We start from the raw sequence: 17,920 nt of genomic DNA on the forward strand, positions 1-17,920 counted from the left end.
CGGTTCTAGATTCCTTCCGGGGTAAAGGTACGTGCAAGGTTCAGGGCCTCGAAGATGGGTGCATCGGAGAAGCAGAACAGGTCGACGCCCTCGGCGCCAGCCTCGATGTTCCACTTCTGCCAGGATGGCACATTCACAATATCGCCATGCTTGGCCTCGAAGGTCTTCTCACCCACGTTGATGGTGGCGGAACCCTCGAAGACCTGGAAGCAGCGGTTTCCGACCTCGTGGATCGGGGTGGTCGCAGCACCCGGGCGCAGACGGTGGAACTCTGCACGGATGGTGGTCATGACGTCCCCGCCGGTGGTGGGGTTGGTGTAGCGGATGGCAGCGTGGCCCGGTGCCACGGTGCCCGGGTGGCCTTCCTCCTCCAGTGCCAGCTGATCGTTGAGGGCAGCGTCGGTGTGCTCCCATGCGTAGCGGCCGATGGTGGAGGAGGAGGTCTTGCCCGGGAAGGCAACTGGACGCAGACCCGGGTGGGCCCACAGACGCTCGGAGCGGGACAGCTCAGGAGTGGACTCATCGGTGAGCTTCTCGGTGCCGTACTCGAAGAATCCGGTGTCCATCTGGTACGCGAACGGGATGTCCAGGCCGTCGAGCCAGGCCATCGGCTCGGTCGCGATGTTGTGGTGGCCGTGGTAGTTCCAACCCGGGGTCAGGAGGAAGTCACCGCGACGCATCGGAACCGGGTCACCGTTGACCACGGTCCAGACGCCCTCACCCTCGATAACGAAGCGGAAGGCGTTCTGGGAGTGGCGGTGCTCCGGGGCGTTCTCGCCCGGTGCGAGGTACTGGATCGCAGCCCACAGGGTGGGGGAGATGTAGGTGTTGCCGTCCAGGCCCGGGTTGGCCAGGCCGATGGCGCGACGCTCGCCGCCACGTCCGACGGGAACGAGCTCACCGGAGCGCTGTGCCATCTTGAGCAGCTCAGCCCAGTCCCACTTGTGGGCAACTGCGCGTGGCTCGGGGTGGTTCGGCATGAGGCCGCCGATCTGGTTCCACAGTGGCTTCAGGTGGATCTCGTCCATGCGCTTGTACATGGCATCGAGCTCGGCCTGCTCCTCAGGGGTGGGTGGCGGGACCTCCATCTTGACGTGCTCAGTCGAGTAATCGGTGTTCTTTGGGGCGCCCATCGCGGATTCCTCCTCGTTGTGATGTCGGTGTCGTCGATCCTTCCGGCGACAGCTGCGGGATGGTCCGGAGGTCCTGCACCGCGGGGTGGCCGGTGCCGGATTCCAGATCCGGGATGTTGCTCCCGGGTGTGTCATCCCGTGGGTGTGCATGCCGTGGAGGGGGGATCCCACCGTTTAACAGTTGTGGCGAACAGCTAGGTCTTCTCACTGTTTGTGAACTCGAACATATTGACTTATGGAAGGTGACTCAAAGAGTTTCCGCTATGCGGAAATTGTGCTTTCCGGGGGTGGAAAAGCTCAATTTTTCACCCCTTGAACGCAGTTTTAGGGGATTCGATATGAGGCCAGAGTGCGGTTCAGATCCTTCATGTGACGGTTCATCGCCTCCACACAACGGGGGTACGCCTCACGGAAGCGACTGGAGGGTACCGCCAACGACAATGCACCCAGAACGTCACCCACGTCATTGAGCAGGCATTCCGCCACGGCACTTACATCCTGCTCAAAGAAGCCGAAGTTCGTTCCATGCCCCCGGTCACGGGTGCGCCGCAGCCGCTTTCGCAGGTTCTCGAACTCCTCATCCCCCAGATTTGAATACAGGGATCTGAGCTCATGCTGGGACAACTCCGCCAACATCACCAGGCCTCCGGAGTTCTGCGTTGCGGGCATGACCTGCCCGCGACGACTGCCCACACGCACCGGATTGGTGCCCTCCACACTGTGGATGAAGTGGCAGTTCACGCCCTGGAGGATGATGAGATGACTGGTCTCGCCGGTCTCCCGCGCCATGGCCTCCATGTGATGTTGGCACAGGCGGGTCAGGTCGGATCCGAGCCCTGGCTGGAGTGCAGAGGTGGCCAGGGCGGGACCGGGCAGATAGGTGCGGGATTCACTGCGCACCGCAAACCCGCGGTAGACGAGCATGGCCATGGATCTGTGCACGGTGGACAGGCCCACGTTCAGCTCCTCCGCGGCCGCGGATATGGTGAGTGCACCGGAATCGCGCAGCAGCAGAATCAGCTGCAGAGCGGTGTCCACTGAGCTCAGAAATGACTTCGGGGGTGGGCCGTGGGTGGGGGAAATGTTTCTCATTATTCTACTTTCCACATAGAGGAATCATTTTGATTGTAACCTAACTCACCTCGAACATATTTCTATGACATCACACGCAACAGAGAACGGGGGCGCCCCCAGAGGCGGTTCCGGCCCGGCCACCGCCGGGGTAGAGACTCTCGAATCCAAGCAGCACTCCTTCACCATTCTCGGCATCGGTGGACGACGTCTCGCAGCGGTGCTCCTCGGTTGGTTCTTCGTCGTCTTCGACGGGTATGACCTGATCGTCTATGGCACCGTCCAGTCGGCGCTCGCCAACGAGTGGGGCCTCGGTTCCGCCCAGCTCGGCACCATCGGCTCCATGGCATTCTTCGGCATGGCTATCGGCGCGGTGTTCATCGGACGCCTCTCCGACCGCCTCGGCCGCAAGGCAGCCGTCATCGGCTCCGTGGTGATCCTCTCCCTGTTCACCTTCCTGTGCACCTTCGCACCCAACCCCTGGGTGTTCGGCGCCTTCCGCTTCGTCGCGGGACTGGGTCTGGGTGGACTGGTCCCATCCGTCAACGCGATGGTCTCCGACCTGGTGCCCCGCCGGACCATGTCCGCCTGGGCCACCGTCATGATGTCGGGTGTGCCCCTGGGTGGCTCCATCGCCGCCGTCCTGGCCGGCCCGATCGTCACCTCCTCCGAGGAGTGGGGCTGGCGCATCATGTTCCTGCTGGCACTAATCCCGCTGGTTGTCGGCCTCCCGCTGGCACTGAAGGTGATTCCCTCCGATGATGCGATCCGCGCAGACCACATCGCCCGCGAGGGTGCGGAGGAATCCGCAAGCTTCAAGGACCTGCTGAACTCCCGGTTCCGCTGGGTGTCCATCTGGTTCGCCGTGGCCACCTTCTTCACCCTGCTGGCCTGGTACGGTCTGGGCACCTGGCTGCCACGCCTCATGGAACAGGCCGGTTACAACTTCGGCGCCGCCCTGATGTTCACCCTGGCACTCAACCTCGGTGCAATCATCGGTTCCGTCGTCACGGCCTGGGCCGGTGACCGCTTCGGACCGATCCGCTCCGGTGCGATCGCCGCCGGCATCGCGGGTATCGCCCTGTTCACCCTGCTGCTCTACCCACCGGTCTGGGCGGTCTACATCATCCTGATCCTGGCGGGCGTGGGCACCCACGGCACCCAGATCCTCATCATCGCCGCTGTGGCCAACTTCTACCCGAGCAACCTGCGTGGCACCGCTCTGGGCTGGTCGCTCGGCCTCGGCCGCATCGGTGCGGTCGCCGCCCCGCAGCTCGCGGGTCTGCTGCTGGCCTGGAACCTCGGCGTGGACTCCAACTTCATCATGTTCGCCGCCGCGGCCGTGTTCTCGGCGCTCTCGCTGGCCATTCTGCTTCGCCTGCAGAAGAAGTTCAGCGTGCGCCACCAGGTCGTCGTTCAGGGCTAACCGCGCCAGCTCAAATCGCGAGCACAACCAAGGGGCCGCTCGGTCCCCGAAGTTAAGCGAGATTCCCCCTCCAGGCCGGAAGCCCAGGCCGGTAGCCCAGGCTAGGAACCCAGGCCAGGAGGACCAGGCCGGAAGCCCAGGGTGCAAGCCCGGGTTGCACGTCCCCCGGGGCCGGTGCACAGCATCGGCCCCGGGGCCAACCACTATCAACCACTTTCACCGAAGTTTTCAAGTAAGGAAGTTTCAATCATGGTTTCCACTCTTCACAAGACAGATGAACTGAAGGGCCAGAGCATTGTCATCTCTGGCGGTGGCATCGGTGGCGCGGCTGGTGCCCTGGCGCTGTCCCTGCGCGGCGCGGACGTCACCCTCTTCGAGCGTGCACCGGAGTTCAAGGAGGTCGGTGCCGGCCTGCAGATCGGCCCGCACGGTTGGCGCATGCTGGAGGGCTGGGGTGTCATCGACCGCATCATCGCGGCCGGTTACCTGCCGCAAGATATGCAGTTCCGTGATGCGATCACCCGTGAGACCATCCTGACCCTGGACTTCGATGAGGAGTTCGAGAAGCACTACGGTGGCCGTTACCTGGTCATCCACCGCTCTGATCTGCTGTCCATCCTCGTGGACGCGGCCCGTGAGGCCGGTGCCACCCTGCACAATGGTGCCACCGTCGGCGAGTCCCGTCGCACCGACGCCGGCATCGAGGTTGACCTGGAGTGGGAGGGCAAGGAAGGCCCGGCCACCTTCGAGGCTGATGCCTTCCTGGCGTTCGACGGCATCCACTCCCGTCACCGCAACCACCTCGTGGAGGATGCGCCTGTCCCGTCGGCCTACGTGGCCTACCGTGGCACCTCCAAGCTGCAGGAGGATGAGGCCATGAAGGACCTCAAGTCCGTCATCGGTTACATCGGACCGCACGTCCACTTCATCCAGTACCCGCTGCGCGCTGGCGAGCTGCTCAACCAGGTGGCTGTCTTCGAGTCCAAGCGTTACCTGGAGGGCCGTGAGGCCGGTGACGTCCCGGAGGACTGGGGCAACCCGGAGGAGCTCAAGCAGGCCTACACCCACTGCTCCGATTTCATCCAGGATCGTCTGGACACCCTGTGGACCCACAACTGGTGGCAGATGTCCGACCGTGAGCCACTGCTGAAGCTGAACCACGGCCGCATGATCCTCGTCGGCGATGCTGCACACCCACCGCTGCAGTACCTGGCTTCCGGTGCCGTCATGGCGATGGAGGATGCTGAGGCCATCGCGATCTTCGCTTCCGATGCCGCCAACGCCGGCAACCTGGATTGGGAGCAGGTCTTCGAGGAGGTCTCCGCGGAGCGTGCGCCACGCTGTGCCCGTATCCAGACCACCGGCCGGTTCTGGGGCGAGCTGTGGCACCTCGAGGGTACCGCCCGCCTGATCCGCAATGAGCTGTTCCGTCAGGCTGACCGCTCCGGCTGGTTCCAGTACGCGGACTGGCTGTGGGGCTACGACGCCTCCAAGCGCGAGTACCTGAAGGATCCCTCCAAGGGTGAGCTGCCCAAGGAGATCCAGGAGTGGCGTTACGCCCTGCTGGAGAACAACCAGGAAGTCAACGCCTAAGCGCGCTTGACGACGAAAAACGGCCGCCCCACGCAGTAGCGTGGGGCGGCCGTTTCGGGTTTCCAGGGGGCTGGCGTTAACCGCGGTGCTCGATGTCGGAGGGGGTGATCCCGAACTCCACGCGGTCCTCCTCGGGGAGGTCCTCCTGGTGGGTCTCAGAGATACGCCCCTTGGACAGCTTGTTCACGATAACCGCGATGGCACCGTCACCGGTGACATTGGCTGCGGTGCCGAAGGAGTCGATGGCGATGTAGGCGGCGATCATGAGGGCGACCTGCTCGGTGTTGAAACCGAGCATGGAGGCCAACATGCCGGTGGCCGCCATGATGGCGCCACCCGGAACACCCGGTGCCGCGATCATGGTGATGCCGAGCATGAGCAGGAAGCCCAGGGCCAAACCGACGCTGACCTGGATGTCATAAATGTAAACCACGGCGAAGGCGAAGAGACCGATCTTCATCATGGAGCCGGCGAGGTGGATGGTGGCGCACAGTGGCACCACGAAGCCCGCGACGTTGACGTCGACATCATTTTTCAGGGTCTGCTGGTAGGTGACCGGGATGGTCGCCGCGGATGAGGAGGTGCCCAGCGCGGTGAAGTAGGCGGGCAGCATGTTCTTGAACAGGGTCCACGGGTTACGGCCGGCGATGACACCGGCGGTGATGAACTGGATGGTCAGAAACACCAGGGTGCCCACCACAGCCAGGATGAGCACCTTGCCGAAGGCGGACATGATCTCCACCAGCCCGCCGTTCATGCCCAGACCGAGGAAGATGCCGAAGATGAACAGGGGCAGCAGCGGAATGACGAAGGCGGTGATCACCTTCATCACCACACGCTCGAGCTCACGGGTGACCTTATACAGGTTCTCGGATTTGACCACCGTCATACCCAGGCCGAGGCAGAACGCCAGCAGCAGGGCGGTCATGACCTCGAAGGGTGGTGGCATCTCGATAGAGAAATAGGGGACCAGTGCATCCGCATCCAGATCGATCTCGCTGATGTTGGCGTGGTCGGCGAGCATCCACGGGTACAGGGCACGGGACGCCGCGTAGGCGAGCAGACCGGACAGGATGGTGGAGGCGTAGGCGATACCGGCAACGATCCCCAGCCACTTGCCCGCACCACGGCCGAGACCAGCGATGGCGGGTGCGATGAGAGCGAAGATCAGAACCGGGATGAAGAAGTTCAGGAAGTTGCCGAACAGGCCGTTGAAGGTGGTGAAGATCTGGGCGAGCCACACCGGGAAGAAGAGGCTGCAGACGATTCCGAGGATGATCGCTATGACCACCCGGAACAGCAGCGACGAGCGGATGCTCTTGAAGTCCATGGTTGTTCCTACATGTTTGTGGGGCGTGTGATCCGCCTCCCGGGAGGGAACCGGCCCCTTGAGACTCCGGTAGGGGAGGGGTGGGCCGGGGCAATCCGCGTGGGGAGGCGGCGAATTGTTCAGGTTGTTCACGCGCTGGGTCGGGTGGTCACCGCGTACCCGGATGAGGTTCCTGCCGACACCCGGTGGGAAGTACCGCGGGAGCTACGAAGGGCACTGGGTTTTGTGTGGTGGAGCAACCAGCCAGCTGCGACACCTGTCAGATTACTGCACAGCGCTGGTACGACCTATCCGGAGAACTCATCCTGTGCCACCTATCAGACCGTGCCAAACCCGCCAGAAAGGATTACGGAAAGGAATGAACCTGGGGTTAGAGTGGTTGATATGACGGTGATCGGCATTATCCTTGGCAGCCTCTTCGGCATTCTCGCAGTCCTACTCGTCGTAACCGGTGTCCTCGCCTGGAAGGCGAAACTCCCCGGCAACCCTGTTCTGGGCATCCGTGTCCCGGAGGTCCGCAAGTCGCAGGAACTGTGGGACATGGCCCACCGCGTGGCGGGCCCCCTGTGGGTGCTGTCCGGTGTCGCCTGGGCGATCGCCTCGCTGATGGCGTTCGCCGCCACCGGGTGGATGTGGCTCGTGGTCGGCCTCGGTGTCATCGGTGGTCTGGTCTTCCTCGGCATGGGTGCCGGCATGGGAGCCCACACCGTTGCCATGGTTGACGCCAAGCGCAAGGCGCAGGGCGAGGATGCGGGCGGTTGCTCCTCCTGCGGCGAGGGTGGCTGTGGTTCCGCGGCAGAGGGCGCAGGCGACACGTGTGCTCCCGCCAACGAGCCCGTTGAGAATGACACCCCGGTCAACGCACCCGCAATCGACTTCGACGCCCTGCGCAGGGCCGCCCAGGCACAGAACCAGGCACAGACCCGGGCAAGCCAGGACTAGCGCCTCCTGTTTCTGCCCCGCGGTAGCACCGGGGACACAACCGGCCTTCTCTCCAGAGAGAAGGCCGGTTTCCTGTTTGTCTGGAAAGATCCGAAAGGTTCAGTTGCTGACACCGCTGCAACCCAGCCCTATTCCTCAACTGTCTGCGGGGCAACCCGCGGGGCTTCCTGCTTATCGGCTTCCTGCTTATCGGCTTCCTGCGCCACCCAGAAGACCACCAGGAGGAATACGGGTGCCACCCACCACCGTAAACCAACCCCCTCCGCGCCTCTGGTGATCAATTCCGTGATTCCACCCATGAGCCAAAACCCGAGGAAACCGATAGCTATTTCCTGCCAGAGCCCCTTATAGGGTCGGCTCAGACGCCAGAGCGGGAAGACCACGGTGATCACCGTGGCGATTGCCACCGCAATCCAGAAGCGACTGGGCGCACCGCTGGTAATGGTGTGGGCGAAATCGGTGATGGCAGCGATCTCCACCCAGCCGAGAACCATGGCCACGGCGCTGATGAGGATGACTCTGCTACGGGAACCCATGCCACACATCCCTTAATCTATATCTAGAGAAATAATTGTTAACCTACCATTATCCGGAATCACCCAGGGAGACTGGGCATGTACACATATAAATGAGACAAATTTCCCACCCCGTGATAAAGTTCTGGGTTGTGAACAACTTCTGTCAATCCCAGGGCACCCAGTGGTGGTGGCGCGCTAGATAAGCGGGCCCACGGATCACCAAGTTGTTTTCACACTGAAGATTTCAAGGCTCGTGTACTTCGTTCGACGAAGCAGCGGGCCTTTTGTGGTTCACAGGATAAACCTGGATAACCCACAACCGGCGCGCCCCGGGATCGAACGAAGCTCAAAGCCCCATTAATGAGTTGTTCTTAAACGTTCGTCCCAGTGAAAGGCCCGGTTCCCATGTCAGTTGTGACACCCGTCCTGAGTCTCAGGCAGGTGAGTGCCCCATGAGCACCGCCCCCCATGTTCTATCCCGCACGGTGCGGTACCACGAGGATGCCTCCAGTCTGTTCGCCCACCTCGGTGGGACTGTAGCCGATGATGCGGCGCTGTTGGAGAGCGCGGACATCACCACCAAGAACGGCATCTCCTCCCTGGCTGTGCTCAAGGGTTCGGTCCGGGTCACCTGCGAGGGCCAGCGGGTCACGGCGCAGCCTCTGACCGAGTCGGGGCGCATCGTAGCCTCCCGCCTGGCGGAGGAGCTGGGTGAGTACCGGATCTCCGCACTGTCGCCGGAGCATGGCAACCCGGTCACCTTCGAGTTCCCGGTCTCGGATGCGGTGGATGAGCGCGAGCGCCTCACCTCCATCAGCACGATCGAGGTGCTGCGGAAGCTGCAGTTCGATTCCGGTTATGATCACCCGGCGCTGCCGTTGCTGATGGGCGGTTTCGCCTTCGACTACCTGGAGACCTTCGAGACTCTGCCGGCGGTGGGAGAGGGGATCAACACCTACCCCGATTATCAGTTCCTGGTCGCGGAGATCATCCTGGACATCAACCACCAGGAGCAGACCGCCCAGCTGGTCGGTGTGTCCAGCGACCCGGACGCGCTGGGGGAGGAGCTCGCGCAGCTCGCCGGGCTTATCGACGCCGCACTGCCCGGCTCCGATCACGCCTACAAGGTCACCCCACACGCCGGCGACACCCTGCGCGTGGTCGCCGACATCCCGGATGCGGAGTTCCGCCAGCAGGTCGCCGATCTCAAGGACAATATCCACAACGGTGACATCTATCAGGTGGTGCCGGCGCGGTCCTTCTCCGCACCGTGCCCGGATGCCTTCGCAGCCTATCTCCAGCTGCGGGCCACCAACCCGAGCCCGTACATGTTCTATGTGCGCGGTCTGGACAACAACCGTCCCTATGAACTCTTCGGCGCCTCCCCGGAGTCCAACCTGAAGTTCACCGCCGCCACCGGCGAGCTGCAGCTGTATCCGATCGCCGGCACCCGCCCGCGTGGGTTGAATGCGGATGGCACCATTAATGATGAGTTGGATATCCGTAATGAACTGGATATGCGCACCAACGCCAAGGAGGTTGCGGAGCACACCATGCTGGTGGATCTCGCCCGCAATGACCTGGCGCGGGTGTCGGTACCGGCGACCCGTCGCGTGGCGGATCTGCTCCAGGTCGACCGCTACTCCCGGGTGATGCACCTGGTGTCCCGGGTCACCGCCACCCTGGATCCGGAGCTGGATGCCCTGGATGCCTACCGTGCGTGCATGAACATGGGGACGTTGACGGGTGCCCCGAAGTTGCGCGCCATGGAGTTGCTGCGGGGCGTCGAGAAGCGTCGCCGTGGGTCCTACGGCGGTGCCGTGGGGTACCTGCGCGGCAATGGCGACATGGATAACTGCATTGTCATCCGCTCCGCGTTCGTGCAGGACGGGGTGGCGGCCGTGCAGGCCGGCGCCGGTGTTGTGCGCGATTCCAATCCCCAGTCCGAAGCCGATGAGACACTGCACAAGGCCTATGCCGTGCTCAATGCCATCGCACTCGCCGCCGGTTCCACCCTGGAGGTCGTCCGATGACACACGTGGTCCTCATCGATAATCATGATTCCTTCGTCTACAACCTCGTCGATGCCTTCGCCGTCGCCGGGTACCGCTGCACCGTGTTCCGCAACACCGTCGACATCGAGACGGTGCTCGCCGCCGAACCGGATCTGATCTGCCTGTCACCCGGCCCCGGCTACCCGGCGGATGCGGGCAACATGATGGCGCTGCTGGACCGGGTGCTGGGTGAGATCCCGCTGCTGGGTATCTGCCTGGGTTTCCAGGCGCTCATCGAACACCACGGTGGCAAGGTGGAGCCCTGCGGCCCGGTGCACGGCACCACCGACGACATGGTGCTCACCAACGCCGGTGTCACCCACTCCGTCTTCGCCGGACTGGCCACCGATGTGGAACCGGACCGGCCGGAGCTGCCGGGTCGGTGTGTCCCGATCGGGCGTTACCACTCCCTCGGATGCGTGGAGGCCCCGAAGGGGATGATCTCCCTGTGCACGTGTTCCTCCGAGATCGGGGAGGTGATCATGGCCGCCGAGACCACCGATGAGATGGCCATCGGCCTGCAGTTCCACCCGGAGTCGGTGCTCAGCCCCACGGGCCCGATCATCCTGGGCCGGTGCGTGGACAAGCTGCTTTCCGTCAACAATAAATAGTGTAAGGATTTTTCCCATATGACCTCTGATGAAACCCTGGCCGTACTGATCAGGTACCTGGACAACCCCAACCCCACCGTTGAGGAGGCGGTGGAGGTGTTCACCCCGATGACCATCGGTGAATACGACGATGTCCACATCGCGGCCCTGCTGGCCACCATCCGCACCCGTGGTGAGACCTTCGCCGATATCGCCGGTGCCGCCAAGGCCTTCCTCAACGCCGGCCGGCCGTTCCCCGTCCCGGGCACCGGGGTGCTGGACACCGCGGGCACCGGTGGCGATGGTGCCAACACCATCAACATCACCACCGGCGCCTCCCTCGTGGCCGCCGCGGGTGGCCTCAAGGTGGTCAAGCACGGCAACCGTTCCGTGTCCTCCAAGTCCGGTTCCGCCGATGTCCTGGAGGCCCTGAACATCCCCCTGGATCTGGATCCGGAGCGCGCCCAGCGCTGGTTCGAGGCCTCCAACTTCACCTTCCTGTTCGCCCCGGCCTACAACCCGGCGATCGCCCACGCACAGCCGGTGCGCAAGGCACTGAAGGTGCCCACCATCTTCAACGTCCTGGGGCCCCTGCTGTCCCCGGTGCGCCCCGAGTTCCAGATCATGGGCGTGGCCAACCCCCGTCATGGCCAGATGCTCACCGAGGTCTTCCGCGAACTCGGCCGCACCCGCGCGCTGGTGGTCCACGGCGCCGGTACCGATGAGATCGCGGTCCACGGCACCACCCAGGTGTGGGAGCTGAAGGCGGACGGGGAGATCATCTCCTATGAGATCACCCCGGAAGAACTCGGCGTGGAACGCTGCGACCTGACCGATCTGGTCGGTGGTGACGGCGTGGAGAACGCCCGTCACATGCGCGCCATCTTCGACGGGACCGGCCCGGCCGCGCACCGCAACGCCGTGGCTGTGAACGCGGGCGCGATGTTCTACCTGAACTCCCAGGCGGACTCCCTGCGCGAGGGCACCGCCCACGCACTGTCACTCATCAATGACGGCACCGTCGCCGACTGGCTCAAGACTCACGAGGAGATTGATTACCGTGGCTAACATGCCCACCGTTCTGGAGAGCATCGTCGAGGGTCGTCGTGGACACCTCGAGGAGATCCGCGCCCGCATCGCCCATGTGGATGTGGAGGCGCTGCCCGCATCGACCCGTTCACTGTATGACTCCCTGAACCAGGGTAGGGGAGGGGCCCGCTTCATCATGGAGTGCAAGTCCGCGTCCCCCTCGCTCGGCATGATCCGTGAGCACTACCAGCCGGGTGACATCGCGCGGATCTACTCCCGCTTCGCCAGCGGCATCTCCGTGCTGTGCGAACCGGACCGTTTCGGCGGCGACTATGACCACCTGGCGACCGTTTCCGCGTCGACGCACCTGCCGGTGCTGTGCAAGGATTTCGTGATCGACAAGGTGCAGGTGCACGCCGCGCGCTACTACGGAGCGGACGCGATCCTGTTGATGCTGTCCGTGCTTGACGACGCCGCCTACACCGAACTCGCCACCGAGGCCGAGCGCTTCGGCCTGGATGTGCTCACCGAGGTGATCGACGAGGAGGAGGTGGAGCGTGCCATCAAACTGGGTGCGAAGATCTTCGGCGTCAACCACCGAAACCTCCACGACCTCTCCATCGATCTCGACCGCTCGGGGCGTCTGGCCAAGCTCATCCCGGCCGACGCGGTGCTCATCTCCGAGTCCGGTGTGCGCGACAATGAGACCGTGCGCCAGCTCGGTGGCCACTCCCATGGCTTCCTCGTGGGCTCCCAGCTGACCGGTCAGCCCGATGTGGAACTGGCCGCGCGGGAACTGGTCTACGGCACCAATAAGGTGTGCGGGCTGACCTCACCGACCGCCGCCCAGACGGCCCGGGCAGCCGGTGCGACCCACGGCGGGCTCATCTTCGAGGAAGCCTCACCCCGCAATGTTTCACGTGAAACATCCGCCAAGATCATCGCCGCGGAACCCGGTCTGCGTTATGTGGCGGTCAGCCGCCGGACCTCCGGGTACGGCGAACTGATCCAGGACGGCATCGCCGCCGTCCAGATCCACGCGCCACTGCAGGATTCCGTCGACGCGGAACTCGCTCTCGTGGACGCCGTCCGCGCCGAGGTCGGCCCCGAGGTTGAGGTTTGGCGTGCGGTGTCGATGACCTCCGAACTCGGCCCGGAGATCGCCGTGGCTCTGACCGACAAGGTCAACCGTCTCGTGCTCGATGCGCACCAGGGTGGCAGCGGCGAGTCCTTCGACTGGTCCACCATCCCGCCCGAGGTCCGTTCCTCCGCTCTGCTGGCCGGCGGCATCTCCCCGGGCAATGCGGCCGATGCCCTCTCCGTGGGCTGCGGCGGTCTGGACATCAACTCCGGTGTGGAGTACCCGGCCGGGGCAGGGGAGTGGGCGGGCGCCAAGGACGCCGGCGCGATCCTCAAGATCTTCTCCACCATCCGCACCTTCCATTACTAGGCCACTACTAAGGGTTAAATAGACACCATGACTGACAACAAGAACCTCGGCGGCAGCACGCTGTTGCCCGCCTACTTCGGTGAGTTCGGTGGACAGTTCGTCGCCGAGTCACTCCTGCCCGCGCTGGATCAGTTGGAGAAGGCCTTCGTCGATGCCACCAACCATCCTGAGTTCCGTCAGGAGCTCGCCGCCTACCTCCGCGACTACCTCGGTCGCCCGACCCCGCTGACCGAATGCTCCAACCTGCCGCTGCCGGGGCAGGGGAGGGGTTATGCGCGCATCTTCTTGAAGCGCGAGGATCTCGTGCACGGCGGTGCCCACAAGACCAACCAGGTGATCGGTCAGGCACTGCTGGCCAAGCGCATGGGCAAGACGCGCATCATCGCCGAGACCGGTGCCGGCCAGCACGGCACCGCCACCGCTCTCGCGTGCTCCCTCCTCGGCCTGGAGTGCGTGGTCTACATGGGTGCCAAGGACGTCGCCCGCCAGCAGCCCAACGTCTACCGCATGCAGCTGCACGGCGCGAAGGTGATCCCCGTGGAGTCCGGTTCCGGCACCCTCAAGGACGCCGTGAATGAGGCGCTGCGCGACTGGACCGCCACCTTCCACGAGTCCCACTACCTCCTGGGCACCGCCGCCGGACCGCACCCGTTCCCGACGATCGTGCGCGAATTCCACAAGGTGATCTCCGAGGAGGCCAAGGCGCAGATGCTCGAGCGCACCGGCAAGATGCCGGATGTCGTCGTCGCCTGCGTCGGCGGTGGCTCCAATGCCATCGGCATGTTCGCGGACTTCATCGATGAGGAGGGCGTGGAACTGGTCGGCGCCGAGCCCGCCGGGGAGGGCCTGGATTCCGGCAAGCACGGAGCCACAATCACCAATGGACAGATCGGCATCCTGCACGGCACCCGGTCCTTCCTCATGCGCAGTTCCGACGGACAGGTGGAGGAGTCCTATTCCATCTCCGCCGGGCTGGACTATCCCGGGGTGGGCCCGCAGCACGCCCACCTCCACTCAACCGGTCGCGCCACCTATGTCGGTATCACCGACGCCGAGGCGCTCATAGCGTTCCAGTACCTGGCACGCTATGAGGGCATCATCGCTGCCCTGGAGTCCTCCCACGCTCTGGCCTATGCGCTCAAGCGCGCAAAGCTCGCCGAGGAGGAGGGCAAGCAGATCACCATCCTGGTGTCGCTGTCCGGCCGTGGCGACAAGGACGTCGACCACATCCGTAGAACCCTGGAAGAAAAGCCGGAACTGATCCTCAAGGAGGAGGAGCGCTAGTGAGCCGTTACACCGACATGTTCACCCGTCTCGATGAGGCGGGGGAGGGGGCCTTCGTCCCCTTCATCATGCTCAATGACCCCAGTCCGGAAGATTCCTTCCAGATCATCTCCACCGCAATCGAGGCCGGTGCGGATGCCCTGGAGCTCGGCGTGCCGTTCTCCGATCCGGTTGCGGACGGCCCCACCGTGGCCGAGTCACACCTGCGCGCACTCGATGGTGGCTCCACCGTGGATTCCTGCCTGGCGCTGATCGCCCGTGTGCGTGAGGCCTACCCGGAGATCCCCATCGGCATGCTCATCTACGGCAACGTGCCCTTCACCCGCGGACTGGACAAGTTCTACCGCGAGTTCGCCGAGGCCGGTGCGGATTCCATCCTGCTGCCCGACGTCCCCGTCCGCGAGGGCGCACCCTTCATCCAGGCCGCCGAGGGCGCGGGCATCGACCCCATCTTCATCGCCCCGGCGCAGGCCTCGGAGACCACCCTGGAGGGTGTCAGCGCAGCCTCCAAGGGTTACATCTACGCCATCTCCCGTGACGGTGTCACCGGCACCGAGCGCGAATCCTCCACCACCGGCCTGACGGACGTGGTGGACAACATCAAGCGTTTCGGTGGCGCACCGATCCTCCTGGGCTTCGGTATTTCCTCCCCGAAGCACGTGGCGGATGCGATCGCAGCGGGTGCCGCGGGAGCCATCACCGGCTCCGCGATCACCAAGATCATCGCCTCCCACTGCGAGGGTGAACACCCGAACCCCTCCACCATCACGGACCCCGAGGGCCTGCGGAAGGAACTGACCGAGTTCATCTCTGCCATGAAGGCAGCGACGAAGAAGCAGTAACCCACCCGGACTGCACCGGCGATGTTTCACGTGAAACATCGCCGGTTTTTCTTTCCCACCGCGCGCCCGCGCTCCCGGCACCCACCCCGGCTGCTGGGGGAGGGGGGCGTCGTCACGCATCTCCCGTGCGTGGTCGGGAACAGGTTGAATGGAGAGCATGAGCCCTCCTGCAATTCAGGTACAGAACTTGGTCAAGAAATTCGGACGCTTCGCGGCCGTGGATGGTCTCTCGCTCACGGTGGAGCGGGGGAGTATCCACGGTTTCCTCGGCCCCAACGGGTCCGGGAAATCCACCACCATCCGTACCCTCATCGGGGTGCTGACGCCAACCTCCGGCACCGTGGAGGTGCTCGGGGAGAACCCTCTCAAGCACCCGTCGGTGCTCAAACGGATCGGTTATGTTCCCGGTGATGCAGCCCTGTGGCCGAATCTCACCGGCCGGGAGGTCTTCCGCGCGCTGGAGGCGCTGCGGGGTCTGCCCGTCGACCGTGACCGGGAGGATGAGCTGATCGAGGTGTTCCATCTGGATGCCGACAAGAAGGTCCGTGAATACTCCACCGGCAACAGACGGAAGGTAGGTCTCATCGCCGCGTTCGCACCCGAGCCGGAACTGCTCATCCTGGACGAGCCGACCTCCGGGCTGGATCCGCTCATGGAGAACGTCTTCGTGAAGGAGGTGCGCGACTACCGCGACCGGGGTGGATCGGTTCTGCTCAGCAGCCACATCCTCAGCGAGGTGGAAACGCTGTGTGATTACGTGACGGTGATCAAGGATGGCCAGTCGGTGGCCTCCAATGAGGTGAGCTATCTCCGACATATCTCCGCCCACCGGATCACCGCGACCATCCCCGCCGTCCCACCCGAACTGGGCAACCACCCGGAACTCGACTTCGACGGCCAGCATCTCAGCCTGACCACCGAGGCGGCCTCCGTGCCGGAGATCCTCCGGGTGATCATCGACGGTGGGGGACAGGACATCATCAGCACCCCGGCCTCCCTCGAGGAGATCTTCCTGCGCCACTACGGACAGGAGACCTCATGACCACCCAGCTGATCCGATTGAATCTCCGGCTGAACCGCACCACCATCATCTGGTGGAGCCTGGGCCTGTGGGCATTCCTGGCTCTCACCCCACCGGCCTATCTGCGTTACTATCCCACCCTCGCCGACCGCGAGGGGCTTGTCGACGGGATGCGCGACAACATGGGCACCCGCGCGATGTACGGCATCTTTCCCGAACCGGGCACCATCGGCCAGTTCACCACCTGGGAGACAGGTGCGTGGATGATGGTGCTCGCCGCGGCCATGGCCGTCCTGCTCATCACCGCGATGCACCGCGGGGCGGAGGCGAAGGGGGAGGCCGAACTCATCCAGTCGGCCGGGCTGCCGCGCTCGAAGATCATCCTCGCGGCACTGGTGGCCTCCCACCTCGTGGCACTCATGGTCGGCGTGGTCAGCATCCTCATCCTCATCGCCCTGCACTACCTCAGCACCGATGAGATCTCCATCGAGGGTGCCGTCACCTACGGCCTGATGACCACCATGATCATGTCCGCCTTCATCGGCCTGACCAGTATCCTGCAGGCACTGTGGGGCAACCCGATCAACCTCGCGCGTCTGGGGCTGCTCGCCGTGGCGGTGTCCTTCCTCGTGCGGATGTTCGCCGATGCCTACGATTCAGTCTCGGCGACGGTGTTCAACTGGATCTCCCCACTGGGGTGGCGCGCGCAGATCATGCCCTTCACCGATGATGACTGGTCGGCCCTGGCGATCGCGGCGGGCATCGCGGTGGCGTTGACGCTCATCGCCCTGGGGTTGGACACCCGCCGTGGTTTCAACTCCTCACTCATCCCGCAGCGCACCTCCCGGGAGCGGGCACCACGACGCATCCGGGGTCTACTCTCACTCAACCTGTTGACCCACCGGGGTGCGGTGCTCGCGTGGTCGGTCACCACCGGTGTCATCATCGTCTGCATCCTGCCACTGGTGGATTCGCTGATCCCACTGATTGAGCAGAATGACCCCACCCTCAATGTGCTCCAGCAGCTGATGCCCACGGAGGATCTGCAGAGTGAGTTCATCGTCTACATCTTCCAGATGGTGGCGGTGATGGTGTCCGTGGCGGTCGTGCAGCCACTGGTGACCTATGTGGGGCAGGAGCGCATTAGGCTTGTCGACGCCATGCGTGCGGTCGGCACGCCCCGGTGGGCGCCCCTGTGGGGAGCCGTCGCAACGGCACTGCTGAGCGGGGTGGCGTGCGTGGTGCTGGGCATCCTCGGCGGTTTCATCGCCCTGCGACTCCAGGATGGGGAGGTGGTGGACGGGCACGCCTTGGTTCTCGCCTCGGGTGGGTCCATGTTCCTGCAGACCATCATCTTCACCGGCATCGCAACCGCCCTGGCCGGATGGTTCCCGCGGGCCATCCACCTGTCCTGGCTTCCGGTGGTGACCGCCGGCGTGGTCTCCATCCTGGGCCCGCTGTTCGAGCTCACCCCGGAGCAGATCGACCTGTCACCACTATCCCACACCATGACCCCGTCGGGGGAGAATCTGGGCACACTCGCCGTCTTCACCGGCCTCGGGATTCTCGGGATCATCCTCGGCCTGATCGGGGCGCAGCGCCGGGAGATCCGCTGACCCACCCGCCCTTCCGGACCC

The 17,920-nt window shown here is 64.2% G+C and carries 16 protein-coding genes; 12 read left to right on the forward strand and 4 right to left on the reverse strand.

Features of this window, described 5'->3' with window-relative positions; all coding sequences use genetic code 11:
• Nucleotides 1-5: 5 nt before the first annotated feature.
• Entirely contained in the window at nt 6-1,133 is a 1,128-nt protein-coding gene (locus tag CE_RS14105; protein WP_006768784.1) for a cupin domain-containing protein, read from the reverse strand.
• A 324-nt stretch (nt 1,134-1,457) separates the two neighbouring features.
• A complete protein-coding gene (locus CE_RS14110; protein ID WP_035109157.1) occupies nt 1,458-2,225 on the reverse strand; it encodes an IclR family transcriptional regulator in 768 nt (255 codons plus the stop codon).
• A gap of 64 nt (nt 2,226-2,289) precedes the next feature.
• On the opposite strand from CE_RS14110, the gene CE_RS14115 reads away from it, so the two are divergent.
• Nucleotides 2,290-3,630: an MFS transporter gene (locus tag CE_RS14115; RefSeq protein ID WP_006768781.1), complete on the forward strand. Its 1,341-nt coding sequence runs from the start codon at nt 2,290-2,292 to the stop codon at nt 3,628-3,630.
• 249 nt (nt 3,631-3,879) lie between these two features.
• Complete coding sequence (locus CE_RS14120) at nt 3,880-5,223, forward strand: FAD-dependent monooxygenase (protein ID WP_006768780.1); 1,344 nt, start codon at nt 3,880-3,882, stop codon at nt 5,221-5,223.
• A gap of 76 nt (nt 5,224-5,299) precedes the next feature.
• Here the strand turns inward: CE_RS14120 and CE_RS14125 are convergent, their stop codons facing one another.
• Nucleotides 5,300-6,553 carry a dicarboxylate/amino acid:cation symporter gene (locus CE_RS14125; protein WP_173362584.1) on the reverse strand — a complete coding sequence of 418 codons (1,254 nt, stop codon included), beginning with the start codon at nt 6,551-6,553 and terminating at the stop codon, nt 5,300-5,302.
• A 384-nt stretch (nt 6,554-6,937) separates the two neighbouring features.
• Here CE_RS14125 and CE_RS14130 point away from each other — a divergent pair, with 384 nt between their 5' ends.
• The gene (locus CE_RS14130; protein ID WP_006768777.1) at nt 6,938-7,495 is read left to right on the forward strand and encodes an SdpI family protein; all 558 of its coding nucleotides are present in this window, start codon (nt 6,938-6,940) and stop codon (nt 7,493-7,495) included.
• Between the two features lie 128 nt (nt 7,496-7,623).
• Here the strand turns inward: CE_RS14130 and CE_RS14135 are convergent, their stop codons facing one another.
• Nucleotides 7,624-8,031 (reverse strand): hypothetical protein, encoded by a 408-nt coding sequence (locus CE_RS14135; protein ID WP_006768776.1) that lies wholly within the window; start codon nt 8,029-8,031, stop codon nt 7,624-7,626.
• Nucleotides 8,032-8,162: 131 nt separating this feature from the next.
• Here CE_RS14135 and trpL point away from each other — a divergent pair, with 131 nt between their 5' ends.
• From trpL to CE_RS14175, 9 genes are all read left to right on the forward strand, one after another.
• On the forward strand, nt 8,163-8,216 hold the full coding sequence (trpL, locus tag CE_RS15505; protein ID WP_193763637.1) for a trp operon leader peptide: 54 nt from the start codon (nt 8,163-8,165) through the stop codon (nt 8,214-8,216).
• A 249-nt stretch (nt 8,217-8,465) separates the two neighbouring features.
• Nucleotides 8,466-10,046 (forward strand): anthranilate synthase component 1, encoded by a 1,581-nt coding sequence (locus CE_RS14140; RefSeq protein WP_006768775.1) that lies wholly within the window; start codon nt 8,466-8,468, stop codon nt 10,044-10,046.
• Nucleotides 10,043-10,678 (forward strand): anthranilate synthase component II, encoded by a 636-nt coding sequence (locus tag CE_RS14145; RefSeq protein ID WP_006768774.1) that lies wholly within the window; start codon nt 10,043-10,045, stop codon nt 10,676-10,678. Before CE_RS14140 ends, CE_RS14145 begins: the two co-directional genes overlap by 4 nt.
• Before the next feature lie 18 nt (nt 10,679-10,696).
• A complete protein-coding gene (trpD, locus tag CE_RS14150) occupies nt 10,697-11,725 on the forward strand; it encodes an anthranilate phosphoribosyltransferase (RefSeq protein WP_006768773.1) in 1,029 nt (342 codons plus the stop codon).
• Nucleotides 11,712-13,136 (forward strand): bifunctional indole-3-glycerol-phosphate synthase TrpC/phosphoribosylanthranilate isomerase TrpF, encoded by a 1,425-nt coding sequence (gene trpCF / locus CE_RS14155; protein ID WP_035109209.1) that lies wholly within the window; start codon nt 11,712-11,714, stop codon nt 13,134-13,136. Before trpD ends, trpCF begins: the two co-directional genes overlap by 14 nt.
• A 27-nt stretch (nt 13,137-13,163) precedes the next feature.
• Nucleotides 13,164-14,420, forward strand: a complete 1,257-nt coding sequence (trpB, locus tag CE_RS14160; RefSeq protein WP_006768771.1) for a tryptophan synthase subunit beta — start codon at nt 13,164-13,166, stop codon at nt 14,418-14,420.
• On the forward strand, nt 14,420-15,262 hold the full coding sequence (gene trpA / locus CE_RS14165) for a tryptophan synthase subunit alpha (protein WP_006768770.1): 843 nt from the start codon (nt 14,420-14,422) through the stop codon (nt 15,260-15,262). The genes trpB and trpA overlap by 1 nt, the downstream gene beginning before the upstream one ends.
• 157 nt (nt 15,263-15,419) lie before the next feature.
• A complete protein-coding gene (locus tag CE_RS14170) occupies nt 15,420-16,304 on the forward strand; it encodes an ABC transporter ATP-binding protein (RefSeq protein WP_173362585.1) in 885 nt (294 codons plus the stop codon).
• Nucleotides 16,301-17,899: a hypothetical protein gene (locus CE_RS14175; RefSeq protein ID WP_006768768.1), complete on the forward strand. Its 1,599-nt coding sequence runs from the start codon at nt 16,301-16,303 to the stop codon at nt 17,897-17,899. The genes CE_RS14170 and CE_RS14175 overlap by 4 nt, the downstream gene beginning before the upstream one ends.
• Nucleotides 17,900-17,920: the final 21 nt, after the last annotated feature.

This window comes from Corynebacterium efficiens YS-314 (assembly GCF_000011305.1).
Lineage (GTDB): Bacteria > Actinomycetota > Actinomycetes > Mycobacteriales > Mycobacteriaceae > Corynebacterium > Corynebacterium efficiens.

What these genes read in the sequence shown, in the direction of transcription:
- CE_RS14105 (WP_006768784.1), bottom strand. Translation starts at nt 1,133, where the DNA reads ATGGGCGCCCCAAAGAACACCGATTACTCGACTGAGCACGTCAAGATG.
- CE_RS14110 (WP_035109157.1), bottom strand. Translation starts at nt 2,225, where the DNA reads ATGAGAAACATTTCCCCCACCCACGGCCCACCCCCGAAGTCATTTCTG.
- CE_RS14115 (WP_006768781.1), top strand. Translation starts at nt 2,290, where the DNA reads ATGACATCACACGCAACAGAGAACGGGGGCGCCCCCAGAGGCGGTTCC.
- CE_RS14120 (WP_006768780.1), top strand. Translation starts at nt 3,880, where the DNA reads ATGGTTTCCACTCTTCACAAGACAGATGAACTGAAGGGCCAGAGCATT.
- CE_RS14125 (WP_173362584.1), bottom strand. Translation starts at nt 6,553, where the DNA reads ATGGACTTCAAGAGCATCCGCTCGTCGCTGCTGTTCCGGGTGGTCATA.
- CE_RS14130 (WP_006768777.1), top strand. Translation starts at nt 6,938, where the DNA reads ATGACGGTGATCGGCATTATCCTTGGCAGCCTCTTCGGCATTCTCGCA.
- CE_RS14135 (WP_006768776.1), bottom strand. Translation starts at nt 8,031, where the DNA reads ATGGGTTCCCGTAGCAGAGTCATCCTCATCAGCGCCGTGGCCATGGTT.
- CE_RS14140 (WP_006768775.1), top strand. Translation starts at nt 8,466, where the DNA reads ATGAGCACCGCCCCCCATGTTCTATCCCGCACGGTGCGGTACCACGAG.
- CE_RS14145 (WP_006768774.1), top strand. Translation starts at nt 10,043, where the DNA reads ATGACACACGTGGTCCTCATCGATAATCATGATTCCTTCGTCTACAAC.
- trpD (WP_006768773.1), top strand. Translation starts at nt 10,697, where the DNA reads ATGACCTCTGATGAAACCCTGGCCGTACTGATCAGGTACCTGGACAAC.
- trpB (WP_006768771.1), top strand. Translation starts at nt 13,164, where the DNA reads ATGACTGACAACAAGAACCTCGGCGGCAGCACGCTGTTGCCCGCCTAC.
- CE_RS14170 (WP_173362585.1), top strand. Translation starts at nt 15,420, where the DNA reads ATGAGCCCTCCTGCAATTCAGGTACAGAACTTGGTCAAGAAATTCGGA.
- CE_RS14175 (WP_006768768.1), top strand. Translation starts at nt 16,301, where the DNA reads ATGACCACCCAGCTGATCCGATTGAATCTCCGGCTGAACCGCACCACC.